Here is a 13,460-nt window from a genome sequence, read left to right as displayed (position 1 = left end):
TTAAGCTGACTTATGAGAAAATTCTAACTTTTTAAAATTTTTATTACTTTTTTGTTGCAAGTAATGATTTTCTCTCATTTTTGATGTAAAATAAAGGAACAGCAGATTTCTGCTGGAAGGGAAGAAGAATCATGAACATCGAAGAATTAATTGAAGAAGCAAAAAAAGCAAGAGAAAAAGCCTATGTTCCTTATTCGAAGTTTAGAGTAGGGGCAGCCTTGTTAACAACGGATGGAAAAGTATATCATGGCTGTAATATAGAAAATGCCGCTTACAGTATGTGCAATTGTGGTGAACGTTCAGCCCTTTTTAGTGCCTATTCACATGGCGATCGGGATTTCGCTCTACTTGCCGTTGTAGCAGATACAGAACGACCATGTTCTCCTTGCGGTGCCTGCCGGCAAGTAATTTCTGAATTGTGCCCTAAGGATATGAAGGTGGTTTTAACCAACCTAAAAGGCGATATTCAAGAAATTACTGTTGAAGAGCTATTGCCGGGTGCCTTTTCGCCGGAGGATTTACATGCAGAATAATGGGAATGAAAACGGATACAGGTCTGGGTTTATTTCGATTATTGGCCGGCCAAATGTAGGGAAATCAACGTTCCTTAATCGAGTGATTGGCCAGAAAATTGCCATAATGAGTGATAAACCGCAAACGACGCGTAACAAAATTCAGGGTGTGCTAACCGTTAATGATGCACAAATGATTTTTATCGATACACCAGGTATTCACAAACCAAAACATAAATTAGGCGACTTTATGATGAAGGTTGCACAAAATACACTAAAAGAAGTTGATTTGATTCTATTTATGGTTAATGCTGAAGAAGGATTTGGACGTGGGGAAGAATTTATTCTTGAAAAATTCCAAACTGTCAACACACCAATCTTCCTTGTTATTAATAAAATTGATCAAATCCACCCGGATGAATTATTGCCAATTATTCAGTCTTATAAAGACAAATATGCCTTTAAAGAAATTGTGCCTATTTCTGCGCTTGAAGGAAATAATGTAGAGCGTTTGTTAGACCAAATTAAGTCTTTCTTACCCGAGGGTCCACAATATTATCCTGCAGACCAGGTTACCGATCACCCTGAACGGTTTATTATTACAGAACTGATAAGGGAAAAGGCGCTGCACTTAACGAGGGAAGAAATTCCCCATTCTTTGGCTGTTGTTCTTGACAAAATGGAGCGGCAAAAAGATAAGGATATCATTCATGTCATGGCAACTGTGATTGTGGAAAGAGATTCACAAAAAGGGATCATTATCGGAAAACAAGGAAGTATGCTGAAAGAGATCGGAAAGCGTGCCCGTGTAGATATTGAAAATCTCCTTGGGTCAAAGGTATTTTTAGAGCTTTGGGTGAAGGTTCAAAAGGATTGGCGCAATAAGATGTCCCAGCTTCGCGATTACGGCTTCAACGAAGATGAATATTAATGATTCACCCTAATTAAAATATTAACTTACCTACAAAATTATGCATGGACAACATTAACAATATTTTCGTCTTATGATTTTTGCGCTGGCAGGCTATGATAATTGTAAGGTTTGGGACCCGAATAGGGCTAGTCTAAATATTGAAAGGTGGGGTTTTCGTTGATGGATTTTACGTGGAAAGTATTCCTTCAGACAGGTAATATTGACACATATCTTCTCTTCAAAGAGCTTGAGAAGGAAAACCAAGAAATACCCGGAAATCTGAATGAGGAGCTAGCACAAATCGATTTTCCCGTTTCATAAGCAAGTCTTTCGCGCTGCTTAAGAGGGTGGCTTTTAATGCTTCAGAAGTGTGAAGGCATCGTGATTAGAACGACAGATTACAGTGAAACCAATAAAATTGTCACAATATATACAAGGGAATGGGGAAAGATTGGTGCGATGGCACGAGGAGCTAAAAAGCCAAACAGCCGCCTTTCCTCCATTACTCAGCTGTTTACACATGGATATTTTCTTATTTCTAGAGGATCCGGTTTAGGAAGCTTACAGCAGGGAGAAATCATTACCTCATGGCGTTCAATCGGTGAGGATATTTTCTTAACTGCTTATGCTAGTTATATTGTTGAATTAACGGATAAATGTACAGAAGATAAAAAACCAAACCCGTTTCATTTTGAATTGCTTTATCAAACATTGAATTACATGAATGAAGGCTATGACCCGGATATTCTGATGAATATTTATGAGATGAAAATGTTAAATGTAATCGGGATGTATCCCATCTTAAATCAATGTTCCGTTTGCGGCAGTACAGACGGACATTTTTCTTTTTCGATACGGGAAGGTGGATTTATCTGCCACCGCTGTTTAGAGAAGGACCCGTATCATTTTAAATTATCACCAGCTGCAGTTAAATTATTAAGGTTATTTTATTATTTTGATCTTTCAAGGTTAGGTAATATTTCTGTTAAAGAAGAAACGAAGACAGAACTGAAAAATGTGATTACTGCTTACTATGAAGAGTATTCCGGCTTACATCTCAAAACAAAGAAATTCCTTAATTCCATGGATCAATTTCGCAATCTTTTATAAACGCCTTGTTGACAATGTTTGGAGTATTGGTTAAAATTTTGGTTAATAAAATAATTGCTGTGACGGAAAAGAGTACTTAGTCATCTCTATAAAAGCGAACCTAGGACGGTGTGAGCTAGGGTATAGGGCACTAACGAAGGCGTTCTTGAGCAATCATGTGTTGTTAAAACACAACTTAAAGAGGCTGCTCTCATGGCAGCAATTAGGGTGGAACCGCGGGTAACTCTCGTCCCTATGCTTAAAAAGCATAGAGATGGGAGTTTTTTTGTTTTATATTTTTATAAAAAGGAGCAAAAATGATGAATGTATCGATGGAGCAAATTGTTTCACATGCTAAACACAGAGGATTTATTTTTCCGGGGTCAGAAATTTACGGCGGCCTTGCAAATACGTGGGATTACGGTCCGTTAGGCGTTGAATTTAAAAACAATATTAAACAGGCATGGTGGAGAAAATTCGTTCAAGAGTCTCCTTATAATGTCGGCTTGGACGCCAGTATCCTGATGAACCCGCGAACTTGGGAAGCGTCTGGCCATATTGGGAACTTTAACGACCCGATGATGGATTGTAAGAACTGTAAAGCCCGTCATCGAGCCGATAAATTAATTGAAAATGCGCTTGAAGAAAAAGGCATTGAAATGGTGGTTGACGGACTGCCGTTTGAAAAAATGGAAGAGCTCGTTAAAGAGCACAATATCGCCTGCCCGGATTGTGGCAGCCATGATTTTACGGGTATTCGTCAGTTCAATTTAATGTTTAAAACCTTCCAAGGGGTAACAGAATCAAGCACGAATGAAATCTTCCTTCGTCCGGAAACAGCGCAGGGTATTTTTGTTAACTTTAAAAATGTCCAGCGGACGATGAGAAAGAAACTTCCATTTGGTATTGCCCAAATTGGAAAAAGCTTTCGGAATGAAATTACCCCTGGTAACTTTACCTTCCGGACAAGAGAATTCGAACAAATGGAGCTTGAGTTTTTCTGTAAACCAGGTGAAGAGCTGAAATGGTTCAATTATTGGAAGCAATTTGCGAAAGATTGGTTACTGTCATTAGGTCTTACGGAAGAAAATTTACGCCTGCGCGACCATTCAGAAGATGAGCTTTCTCACTATAGTAATGCGACAACAGATTTTGAATTTAAGTTCCCGTTTGGCTGGGGTGAATTATGGGGTGTTGCCTCGAGAACGGATTATGATTTGAAGCAGCATATGGAATACTCTAATGAGGACTTCCACTATTTAGACCCTGAGACGAATGAAAAATATGTTCCATTTTGTATTGAACCATCACTGGGTGCTGACAGGGTAACGCTTGCATTCTTAATTGATGCGTATGACGAAGAACAGCTTGAAGATGGCACGTCTAGAACGGTTATGCACTTTCACCCTGCAATTGCTCCCTTTAAGGCGGCAGTACTTCCATTATCGAAAAAGCTGTCTGAAGAGGCAAGAGAGGTTTTCGCTGCCTTAGCTAAACATTTTTCAGTGGATTACGATGAAGCGGGTTCCATTGGTAAACGTTATCGCCGTCATGATGAAATCGGTACACCATACTGTATTACCTATGACTTTGATTCCAAGGAAGACAACATGGTTACTGTTCGCGATCGCGATACAATGGAGCAAAAGCGAATCCCGATTACTGAACTAGTTAGCTTTTTACAAGAAAAAATGTCATTTTAAATGAAACCCGCCATCCGGCGGGTTTTCTTTTAAAATGAAGGTTATATAGGTTATAATAATTCTATAATAGTATGACTTTATTTTAATTTAAATGTAAATATCGGTATTTTAAGGTGGTGAGAAAAATCGAACTGACTAAACGCCAAGAGCATATATTGGACATTGTAAAGGAAAATGGGCCGATTACTGGAGAGCAAATTGCTGACCAGCTAAGTTTGACTAGAGCGACATTAAGACCGGATCTTGCAATTTTAACGATGGCAGGTTTTCTAGATGCAAGGCCGCGTGTTGGCTATTTTTATACGGGTAAGTCTGGGGTTCAGCTGTTAACAGAAAACCTGCAAAAAATTTATGTTAAGGATTATCAATCCATTCCCGTGGTAGTTACTGAAAATGTTTCTGTATATGATGCTATTTGTACCATGTTCCTTGAAGATGTAGGAACATTGTTTGTAGTCGATCAAAACACAATTTTAGTTGGTGTATTGTCCAGAAAGGATCTCCTTCGGGCAAGTATCGGGAAACAGGAGCTTACCACGATTCCAGTCAATATCATTATGACCAGGATGCCAAATATAACCATGTGTGAACGAGAAGATTTATTAATTGATATCGCTAAAAAATTGATTGAAAAGCAAATAGATGCCTTGCCGGTAGTTAAGAAATCAGACAAAGGTTTCGAGGTAATTGGCAGAGTAACGAAAACAAACATCACAAAAGCGTTTGTGTCGTTAGGCGATGAATAAACTAGGATATGAGGAGTTGTTGAGGGAGAATGAGTTTACCAATCATTTATGTTGTCTCTGATTCAGTCGGTGAGACAGCTGAATTAGTTACAAAAGCAGCCGTCAGCCAGTTTAATGGCGCAGGAATGGCATTAAAAACGTTTCCATATGTAGAAGACAACGAACATATTGATGAGGTATTATCGTTAGTGTCATTGGATAAAGGGATGATTGCCTATACCCTTGTTATACCTGAAATGCGTACATATATGAAGGAAAGAGCGGAAAAGGAAGGGATATTGGCAGTGGATTTAATCGGTCCAATCATCGATCAGATCCAAGCTTACAGCGGGAAGACGCCTTTATGTGAACCAGGACTTGTCAGGAAACTTGATGAGGAATATTTCAAAAAAGTGGAAGCAATCGAATTTGCAGTCAAATATGATGATGGCCGTGACCCAAGAGGTATATTAAAAGCAGACATTGTTTTGATTGGGGTCTCAAGAACCTCGAAAACTCCATTATCACAGTATTTGGCACATAAGCGCTTAAAGGTAGCGAATGTCCCGCTAGTTCCAGAGGTTGACCCGCCCGAAGAACTATATAAAGTCCCCATTGAAAAATGTTTTGGTCTCAAAATAAGTCCCGAAAAACTAAACAATATTAGACGGGAACGCTTGTTATCTTTAGGTTTAAATGATCAGGCGAGTTACGCGAAAATCGAGCGGATTAAAGAAGAATTAGCCTTTTTTGAAAATGTAGTGAAAAAAATTAATTGTCCGGTTATTGATGTTACAAATAAAGCAGTGGAAGAAACCGCAAACGTGATTCTAAATTATATCCAAAAAGGCAGACCTTAACACATAATCATTCGATTATGTGTTTTTTAAAAAAATAAATGAAAAATAATAAGAAAAAGTTATGGCAAAATGATAATTAATATACTATAATAAAAAATTGTGATAAAAATGTATCTTTTTAGGTTTAGAGTTGGATGTGAACGAATAAACTATTTATTGTTAGATGTCAAGGCAGGTACCCCTTAAAACTCCCAAAAAAATTCGACATCAATCCTTTTATAAAAGTTAACTCATTAAGAAGGAATATGCGGAGTGATGTAGAATTAATACTTAAGTAAAAAGCATTCCGACGATTTTTGTCGAAGTTACTGCTCATTTTTCCTTGTAGTGCTGTTTGCTGCTTCCTGGGATCACATGTGAAAGACAAGTATACATATGCAGCCTGGTAATATGTTGATTTAGGAAAGTTGCCGCAGACTTATTCGTCATGAACAATAAGGGTAAAGGAGATATAACGATTTGCGAAAGCAAGGAATAGGGGAGTTTCGGAAATGGCCCAAGATCCTTTCAATCAGAGGTTCTATTCAGATTAAGGACAGATTTAATAAAATTTTTGTCGAAATTTGCAGGAATTTAATTAGTTTCTGCCGAATACCTGTAGTATAAATGGAGTTGTTTTCATGGCAGACCGTATTGCCGAAGAAAAGATTGATCGAATTCGTCAGAATGTTGATATTGTCGAGATAATCAGCGACTATGTTCAACTGAAAAAACAGGGGCGAAATTACTTCGGATTATGTCCGTTCCATGGAGAAAGCACCCCATCTTTTTCAGTATCACCCGACAAACAAATTTTCCACTGCTTTGGCTGCGGAGCTGGGGGAAATGTTTTTTCTTTTTTAATGGAGCTAGAAGGAATCTCCTTTCAAGAAGCAGCCATTAAACTTGCGGCCAAGGTAAATATTGACCTTGAAATTAATTTATCATCGGTGCATGGTGAGAAAAAGGTTTCCGAAGAATTTCAAGCTATGCTTGATGCTCATGAACTGTTACAGAAATTCTACCATCACTTACTGGTAAATACAAAAGAAGGCCAGCATGCTTTAGAGTATTTGCTGGAGAGAGGCTTTACCCGCGAGTCAATCGATAAGTTTCAAATTGGCTATTCGTTAAATTCATGGGATTTTGTGTATAAATTCCTTTCTAAAAGGGATTTTTCATCTGAATGGATGGAAAAGGCCGGCTTGATTATCAGGCGTGAGAGGGATGGGACCTATTTTGATCGCTTCAGGGATCGAATTATGTTTCCAATACATGACCGAAATGGCAAAACGATTGCTTTTTCTGGGAGAACACTTGGGCATGATGAGCCAAAATATTTAAATAGTCCCGAAACAGCAATCTTTAATAAAAGCAAAATTTTATATAATTATCATTTAGCTAAACCAAGTATAAAAAAATTGCAGCACGCTGTTTTATTTGAGGGCTTTGCAGACTGCATCGCCGCGGACCGCTCAGGAGTAGAGAATGGTATTGCCACAATGGGGACATCCTTGACAGATGAACATATAACTCTTTTACGTCAAAGCGTCCAATCGGTTACCATTTGCTATGACTCTGATAAAGCAGGAATTGAAGCTGCTTTCCGTGCAGGTAATCACTTAAACAATGCGGGTTTTCAAATCAAGGTTGCCATGATGGCTGATGGACTCGATCCTGATGATTATATTAAAAAAAATGGCCCTGAAAAATTCCGCAATGAGGTGATAGGTGCAAGTTTAACTTGGATGGCCTTTAAATTTCTTTACTTTCGAAGAGGGAAAAATCTTCAGATTGAAGGAGATCGGCTTGCTTATATCGAAGTCATAATCAAAGAAATCAGCAAATTAGATAAAGCGGTTGAAAGAGATCATTACTTAAGGCAGCTTGCAGCAGAATTTTCGCTTTCGCTGGATGCTTTAAAACAGCAGCAGAAGCAGATATTTTTTGCAGAAAAAAGGAGAACAACTGGGAAAAACGAACCACTTCATAAACCTCTCGTAATTGCAAAACAAGTAAAAGCATTAAAGCCTAAACATTATACAGCAGAAAGGCGTTTAATTGCCCATATGCTGAAAAACCGCGATGTGGCTTATAAGGTTCAGGATTTACTTGCGGGTCAGACGTTCAATATTGATGAACATCAGGCAATAATAACCTATCTGTTAGGATTTTATGAGGAACACCAAGAACCTGATTCTAGTGCGTTTTTAACCTATATTGAAGATGGAAATCTTAGAAGAATGGTTGCGGACATTGAAATGATGTCAATTAATGACGAGGTAAGCGATCAAGAATTAACTGATTACATCAAACAGGTGTTGAATTATCCAAAGTTGTTAAAGATAAAAGAAAAAGAAGTGGAACTAAAAGAAGCAGAGCGGCAAGGTGAAATTACTAGAGCTGCAAAAATTGGAAATGAAATCAACCAATTACGTAAATCGCTATAGATTATATTGGAATTGTCTTTGATTTTGGAAGGAGGGGCCCCATATGGCTGCTGAAAAATCAGCCCGTTCAAAAGAAGTTGAGAATGAATTAACTTTTGAACAAGTGAAAGACCAATTAACGGCACTGGGTAAAAAAACCGGCGTCCTTGCCTACGATGATATTGCAGAAAAAATGGCAAATTTTGAATTAGAATCTGATCAAATGGATGAATTCTTAGAGTTTTTAGGTGATCAAGGAATCGAATTAGTCGGTGAGAGTGACGAGGAAGATCCTGATATTAAAAAGTTAGCAAAAGAAGAGGACGAATTTGATTTAAATGACCTCAGTGTTCCACCAGGAGTAAAGATAAACGATCCCGTTCGTATGTATCTGAAAGAAATTGGCCGGGTGGATTTGCTGTCTGCTGAAGATGAGATCAAGCTGGCTAATCGCATTGAAGAAGGCGACGAAGAAGCAAAACGCCGTCTTGCTGAAGCAAACCTGCGCCTTGTTGTAAGTATAGCGAAACGCTATGTTGGCCGGGGAATGCTATTTCTTGATCTCATTCAAGAAGGAAATATGGGCCTCATTAAAGCTGTCGAAAAATTTGATTATCGCAAAGGCTTTAAGTTTAGTACCTATGCAACGTGGTGGATCCGCCAGGCGATTACCCGTGCGATTGCAGACCAAGCAAGAACCATTCGTATCCCTGTGCATATGGTTGAGACCATTAATAAATTGATTCGCGTTCAGCGTCAATTGCTTCAGGATCTTGGGCGTGAACCAACACCTGAAGAAATCGGCGAAGATATGGATCTAACACCTGATAAGGTACGTGAAATCCTCAAAATTGCCCAAGAGCCAGTATCGCTTGAAACACCGATTGGTGAAGAAGATGATTCACACCTTGGGGATTTTATTGAAGATCAGGATGCAACATCACCTTCTGAACATGCTGCTTATGAATTATTAAAAGAGCAGCTTGAAGATGTCCTTGATACATTAACGGACCGGGAAGAAAACGTACTACGCCTCCGTTTTGGATTGGATGATGGCCGTACTCGCACCCTTGAAGAGGTAGGAAAAGTTTTCGGTGTAACCCGTGAGCGTATTCGCCAAATTGAAGCGAAGGCATTAAGGAAATTACGTCACCCAAGCCGGAGCAAACGACTTAAAGACTTTTTGGAATAGAATACTTGAGATAAAATAGTTTACTCCTTTGCAGGGGTGAACTATTTTTTTGCCTTCATCCTTGTTCGGTAAAGCTGAGCAGGCACTTTCTGTTATTTTACTGAATTGTCTTTCACTTTGCAAATAGACTGAGGGAAATCTATTTAATTTTTATTGGTTTTTATTTTTGCAAAAAAAGAATAATTGGCATTCATTTTTTGCAGGTTGTAATTGTCTTCATTCATTTCCTCTTATTACTTAAAGGACATATTATTTTTTATTATATTCACATAATATTTTATTTTTAAAAATTTTTAAATGTTGAGAAATCATGATAAATGCTCTTATAATAATAAAGAAAGCGTATACAAAGTGTTCTAGGGGGATGGAAATGAATTTTGATTTAACTTCTGAACAAGAAATGATTAAACGAATGATCCACCAGTTTGCAGATGAAGAGGTTGCGCCTGGTGCCATAGAACGTGATCGAACAAAGAAATTTCCTTTGGAGATATTTCAGAAATTGGCTGAGATGGGGATTATGGGGCTGCCTTTTCCTGAGGAATACGGCGGCGGCGGTGCGGATACGGTCAGTTTTGCTATTGTAGTAGAAGAATTAAGCAGAGCCTGCGGTTCGACAGGCATTACCTACTCTGCCCATATTTCCTTAGGCGGGGCACCGCTCTATTTGTTTGGGACAGAAGAGCAAAAGCAAAAATATTTAACGCCGATTTGTACGGGAGAATCTTTTGGTGCTTTTGGTTTGACTGAACCGAATGCTGGTTCAGATGCAGGCGGAACAAGAACATCTGCCAAGGAGGAAAATGGTGAATTTGTTATTAATGGTAATAAGTGCTTTATTACCAATGCCAGCTTTGCCAATCATTTAGCGATTACGGCTGTAACTGGCGAGAAGGAGGGGAAGAAGGAAATTACAGCGATTATCGTTCCTACCAATACGGCTGGATTTACGGTTGTCGATAATTATGAAAAAATGGGCTTAAATGCTTCGAATACAACGGAACTTGTATTAGAGGATGTAAGAGTTCCTGTAGAAAACCTCTTAGGGAAGCGTGGAGAGGGCTTTAGACAGTTTTTAATTACACTTGATGGCGGACGTATCGGGATTGGAGCAATGGCAGTAGGGATTGCTCAGGGGGCGTATGAAAAGGCCCTTGCCTATGCGAAGGAACGGAAACAGTTCGGCAAATCGATTTCCTCCTTTCAAGCGATTCAGTTTAAGCTTGCCGATATGGCAATGAAAATTGAATTAGCACGAAATATGGTGTATAAGGCCGCCTGGTTAAAAGACCAGGGAAGACCGTTTTCAAAGGAAGCTGCCATGTGTAAGCTCTATGCTTCAGAAATGTGCATGGAAGTGACGGACCAAGCCGTACAAATTCATGGCGGTTACGGCTATATGAAGGAATATCACGTTGAGAGAATGATGCGTGATGCAAAGCTGCTTGAAATTGGTGAGGGTACATCTGAAGTTCAGCGAATGGTCATTTCACGAATGATTGGTTGTTAATAAGAATAACGGAAGTGCCCTGTTCAGCGGCGTATGGCCTGGAGCTGGACAATTCTCAAAGTCGAAATGATATATTTGAACTAAATAGGGGAGGATAACAAGAGGCTGAAAAGATAATTTTATGTTGTACAGCCTCTTTTTTCTTTTTTACAAAGATTATAGTGATAAAATAAGTTTAGGGCTTTTCCTTCTGTTCTTTTTCAAGTAAAATAGTAGTTGTTTGTAAACGATTTTTTATTTAACAGATTTACGTACATAAGGGAGGTATTATCATGAAGAAAAATCCAGCTATTCCTTACATTCTAATCTTGGTTTTTGGAATTGTACTTGTATTTATCTTGTCGTTCAAAGGCCTTGGTGATATGAAAGAGATTGCAAAGGGTAATAAAGGGGATGGCGGCGCTAAAACAGAAACGGCTTCAGCCAAACCTGAAGACATTTATAAAAATGCCGGTTGTCTTGGATGCCATGGCGACCAATACCAAGGAGTAGTGGGCCCTTCATTAAAAGGAACCGGGTTATCAAAAGATGAAGTCAAGGATATCCTTGCAAATGGAAAAGGTACAGGGATGCCGGCTGGTCTTGTACCGGCAGACCAAATTGACGCAATGGCAGAGTGGGTATCAAAACTTAAGTAAGTAATATGAAAAAAAGTCCTTTGCAACTGTAAAGGACTTTTTTTATACTTAAATGATTACATAAAGAAGTGGTGATATTTTTGAATACAGATAAATTATCAGTCCGGTTGTCAACGGTGGCGAAATATGTAATTGAAGGAGCAAGAATTGCAGATATTGGCTCCGACCATGCCTATTTGCCTTGTTACTTAGCGAAAAATGTGGGGATTCGCTTTGCCGTTGCAGGAGAAGTGGCTATGGGCCCTTATCAATCGGCTGAAAGAAATGTTTTGTCAGAAGGGTTATCTGATATTATTTCTGTCCGAATGGGTGACGGTCTTGAAGTAATTCAGCCGGGAGAAGTGGATTGCATTACGATCGCCGGCATGGGCGGCGCTTTAATTACAAATATTTTAGAAAATGGGAAAAACAAGCTGGATTCGGTCAAGCGACTTGTGCTGCAGCCGAATATTAGTGCGATATCGATTCGAAAATGGTTTTTAGCAAACAACTGGGAGCTTGTTGCCGAAGAAATCATTGAAGAAGATGGAAAAATTTACGAAATTTTAATTGGTGAAAAAGGTGACCCTTACAAGCCGTACAGAACGAATGTAGATATGGGGCTTTTACTAGGGCCCTTCCTTGTAAAAAAACAAGATGCTGCCTTCAGGAAGAAATGGGCAGCAGAAAAGGAAAATTGGCAATGTATTTACGGAGCACTTGAAGGGGCAGCCGAGACTGCCGAAACAAACGAAAAAAGACAAGAGCTAGTGAATAAGATGAAACTTGTAGAGGAGGCTTTGGGAAATGAAAAATCCTAATGGGCATGAAATCATTCAATTATTTGAACAATTCTCACCGAAAGGGTTGGCTATGGAAGGGGACAAAATTGGCTTACAAATCGGCCGTTTAAACAAAAAGATTGAGCGGATTATGATTGCCCTTGATGTCCTCGAAAATGTAATCGACGAAGCGATTGAAAAAAAGGTGCAGTTGATTATTGCCCATCATCCGATCATTTATCGCCCGCTTAAAAATTTGCAGACCGATACGGTTCAAGGGAAAATGATAGAAAAATTACTTAAACACGATATTGCTGTCTATGCAGCGCATACAAACCTTGATGTCGCAAAGGGCGGGGTGAACGATTTATTGGCAGCGGCGCTAGGTTTAGAAGATGCAGAGGTACTTGTCCCTACTTTTGATACAAAGCTAAAGAAATTAGTCGTTTATGTTCCAGCTAGTCATGCAGAAGAGATTAGACAGGTCTTGGGCAATGCAGGCGCAGGCTTTATCGGCAATTACAGCCATTGTTCGTTCTCAGCAGCTGGAACGGGGCGGTTTCTGCCCGGGGAGCAAACCAATCCATTTTTGGGGCAGGCTGGCCGGTTAGAGGAAGTGGATGAAGTGCGGATTGAGACCATTGTTCCCGAGCCGCTTCTGAAGAAGACGATTACGGCAATGATTAAAGCACATCCATATGAGGAGGTTGCGTATGATGTGTATGCACTCGAAAATAAGGGGGAAGTTCTTGGGCTTGGCAGAATCGGGAAGGTCGAGGAAATGACCTTAGGTGAATTCGCGGAAAAGCTGAAAATTGCACTTGAAGTGGATAAAGTGCGGGTAGTGGGCGATTTAGCCACAAAGGTAAAAAAGGTTGCCGTTTTAGGCGGCGATGGCAATAAATATTTCATGAGTGCCAAATTTAAAGGGGCAGATGTGTATGTGACTGGGGATATTTATTACCACACCGCCCACGATGCGATGATGCAAGGCTTGAACATGATTGATCCAGGCCATAATGTCGAAAAAGTAATGAAAAAAGGGCTGACAGCTACCTTACAAAAGATGTGCCAGGAAACTGGCTATGAAGTGGAGATTTTTCCTTCTGAAGTCAATACGGATCCATTTCAATTTCTATAAAACAAAAA

Annotated in this window: 13 protein-coding genes and 1 other annotated feature; all 13 genes read left to right on the top strand. The window is 39.3% G+C overall.

Annotation, left to right across the window (positions count from 1 at the left end):
• The first annotated feature begins 131 nt into the window (after nucleotides 1-131).
• The 13 genes from ACIQCO_RS12785 to ACIQCO_RS12725 all read left to right on the top strand — a co-directional run bounded on the left by ACIQCO_RS12785 (nucleotide 132) and on the right by ACIQCO_RS12725 (nucleotide 13,452).
• On the top strand, nucleotides 132-533 hold the full coding sequence (locus ACIQCO_RS12785) for a cytidine deaminase (protein WP_400429001.1): 402 nt from the start codon (nucleotides 132-134) through the stop codon (nucleotides 531-533).
• A complete protein-coding gene (gene era, locus ACIQCO_RS12780; protein ID WP_400428999.1) occupies nucleotides 523-1,443 on the top strand; it encodes a GTPase Era in 921 nt (306 codons plus the stop codon). Before ACIQCO_RS12785 ends, era begins: the two co-directional genes overlap by 11 nt.
• A gap of 159 nt (nucleotides 1,444-1,602) precedes the next feature.
• A complete protein-coding gene (locus ACIQCO_RS12775) occupies nucleotides 1,603-1,746 on the top strand; it encodes a YqzL family protein (RefSeq protein ID WP_024030127.1) in 144 nt (47 codons plus the stop codon).
• Nucleotides 1,747-1,782: 36 nt separating this feature from the next.
• Nucleotides 1,783-2,535 (top strand): DNA repair protein RecO, encoded by a 753-nt coding sequence (recO, locus tag ACIQCO_RS12770; protein WP_400428996.1) that lies wholly within the window; start codon nucleotides 1,783-1,785, stop codon nucleotides 2,533-2,535.
• Nucleotides 2,536-2,585: 50 nt separating this feature from the next.
• Nucleotides 2,586-2,772 (top strand) — a binding site (T-box leader).
• A 62-nt stretch (nucleotides 2,773-2,834) separates the two neighbouring features.
• On the top strand, nucleotides 2,835-4,217 hold the full coding sequence (locus tag ACIQCO_RS12765; protein WP_400428995.1) for a glycine--tRNA ligase: 1,383 nt from the start codon (nucleotides 2,835-2,837) through the stop codon (nucleotides 4,215-4,217).
• A 113-nt stretch (nucleotides 4,218-4,330) separates the two neighbouring features.
• Nucleotides 4,331-4,963, top strand: coding sequence for a transcriptional regulator CcpN (gene ccpN / locus ACIQCO_RS12760; protein WP_400428993.1), 633 nt, complete (start codon nucleotides 4,331-4,333; stop codon nucleotides 4,961-4,963).
• A gap of 29 nt (nucleotides 4,964-4,992) precedes the next feature.
• The gene (locus ACIQCO_RS12755; protein ID WP_400428992.1) at nucleotides 4,993-5,802 is read left to right on the top strand and encodes a pyruvate, water dikinase regulatory protein; all 810 of its coding nucleotides are present in this window, start codon (nucleotides 4,993-4,995) and stop codon (nucleotides 5,800-5,802) included.
• Between the two features lie 620 nt (nucleotides 5,803-6,422).
• On the top strand, nucleotides 6,423-8,231 hold the full coding sequence (gene dnaG / locus ACIQCO_RS12750; RefSeq protein ID WP_400428990.1) for a DNA primase: 1,809 nt from the start codon (nucleotides 6,423-6,425) through the stop codon (nucleotides 8,229-8,231).
• A gap of 43 nt (nucleotides 8,232-8,274) precedes the next feature.
• Nucleotides 8,275-9,402 (top strand): RNA polymerase sigma factor RpoD, encoded by a 1,128-nt coding sequence (rpoD, locus tag ACIQCO_RS12745; RefSeq protein ID WP_400428988.1) that lies wholly within the window; start codon nucleotides 8,275-8,277, stop codon nucleotides 9,400-9,402.
• Nucleotides 9,403-9,772: 370 nt separating this feature from the next.
• Nucleotides 9,773-10,912, top strand: a complete 1,140-nt coding sequence (locus ACIQCO_RS12740) for an acyl-CoA dehydrogenase family protein (RefSeq protein ID WP_400428986.1) — start codon at nucleotides 9,773-9,775, stop codon at nucleotides 10,910-10,912.
• Nucleotides 10,913-11,184: 272 nt separating this feature from the next.
• Nucleotides 11,185-11,550 carry a cytochrome c550 gene (gene cccA, locus ACIQCO_RS12735; RefSeq protein ID WP_400428984.1) on the top strand — a complete coding sequence of 122 codons (366 nt, stop codon included), beginning with the start codon at nucleotides 11,185-11,187 and terminating at the stop codon, nucleotides 11,548-11,550.
• Nucleotides 11,551-11,630: 80 nt separating this feature from the next.
• Nucleotides 11,631-12,350: a tRNA (adenine(22)-N(1))-methyltransferase gene (locus tag ACIQCO_RS12730; RefSeq protein ID WP_400428982.1), complete on the top strand. Its 720-nt coding sequence runs from the start codon at nucleotides 11,631-11,633 to the stop codon at nucleotides 12,348-12,350.
• Nucleotides 12,337-13,452, top strand: coding sequence for a Nif3-like dinuclear metal center hexameric protein (locus ACIQCO_RS12725; protein WP_400428981.1), 1,116 nt, complete (start codon nucleotides 12,337-12,339; stop codon nucleotides 13,450-13,452). Before ACIQCO_RS12730 ends, ACIQCO_RS12725 begins: the two co-directional genes overlap by 14 nt.
• Nucleotides 13,453-13,460: the final 8 nt, after the last annotated feature.

The sequence above is a fragment of the Neobacillus sp. NPDC093127 genome (assembly GCF_044754175.1).
Lineage (GTDB): Bacteria > Bacillota > Bacilli > Bacillales > Cytobacillaceae > Neobacillus.
This window is presented reverse-complemented; position numbering and strand designations above follow the sequence as displayed.

Bases quoted from the DNA above. Each gene is read 5' to 3' on its own strand.
- ACIQCO_RS12785 (WP_400429001.1), top strand. From the start codon at position 132: ATGAACATCGAAGAATTAATTGAAGAAGCAAAAAAAGCAAGAGAAAAA.
- era (WP_400428999.1), top strand. From the start codon at position 523: ATGCAGAATAATGGGAATGAAAACGGATACAGGTCTGGGTTTATTTCG.
- recO (WP_400428996.1), top strand. From the start codon at position 1,783: ATGCTTCAGAAGTGTGAAGGCATCGTGATTAGAACGACAGATTACAGT.
- ACIQCO_RS12765 (WP_400428995.1), top strand. From the start codon at position 2,835: ATGAATGTATCGATGGAGCAAATTGTTTCACATGCTAAACACAGAGGA.
- ACIQCO_RS12755 (WP_400428992.1), top strand. From the start codon at position 4,993: ATGAGTTTACCAATCATTTATGTTGTCTCTGATTCAGTCGGTGAGACA.
- dnaG (WP_400428990.1), top strand. From the start codon at position 6,423: ATGGCAGACCGTATTGCCGAAGAAAAGATTGATCGAATTCGTCAGAAT.
- rpoD (WP_400428988.1), top strand. From the start codon at position 8,275: ATGGCTGCTGAAAAATCAGCCCGTTCAAAAGAAGTTGAGAATGAATTA.
- ACIQCO_RS12740 (WP_400428986.1), top strand. From the start codon at position 9,773: ATGAATTTTGATTTAACTTCTGAACAAGAAATGATTAAACGAATGATC.
- cccA (WP_400428984.1), top strand. From the start codon at position 11,185: ATGAAGAAAAATCCAGCTATTCCTTACATTCTAATCTTGGTTTTTGGA.
- ACIQCO_RS12725 (WP_400428981.1), top strand. From the start codon at position 12,337: ATGAAAAATCCTAATGGGCATGAAATCATTCAATTATTTGAACAATTC.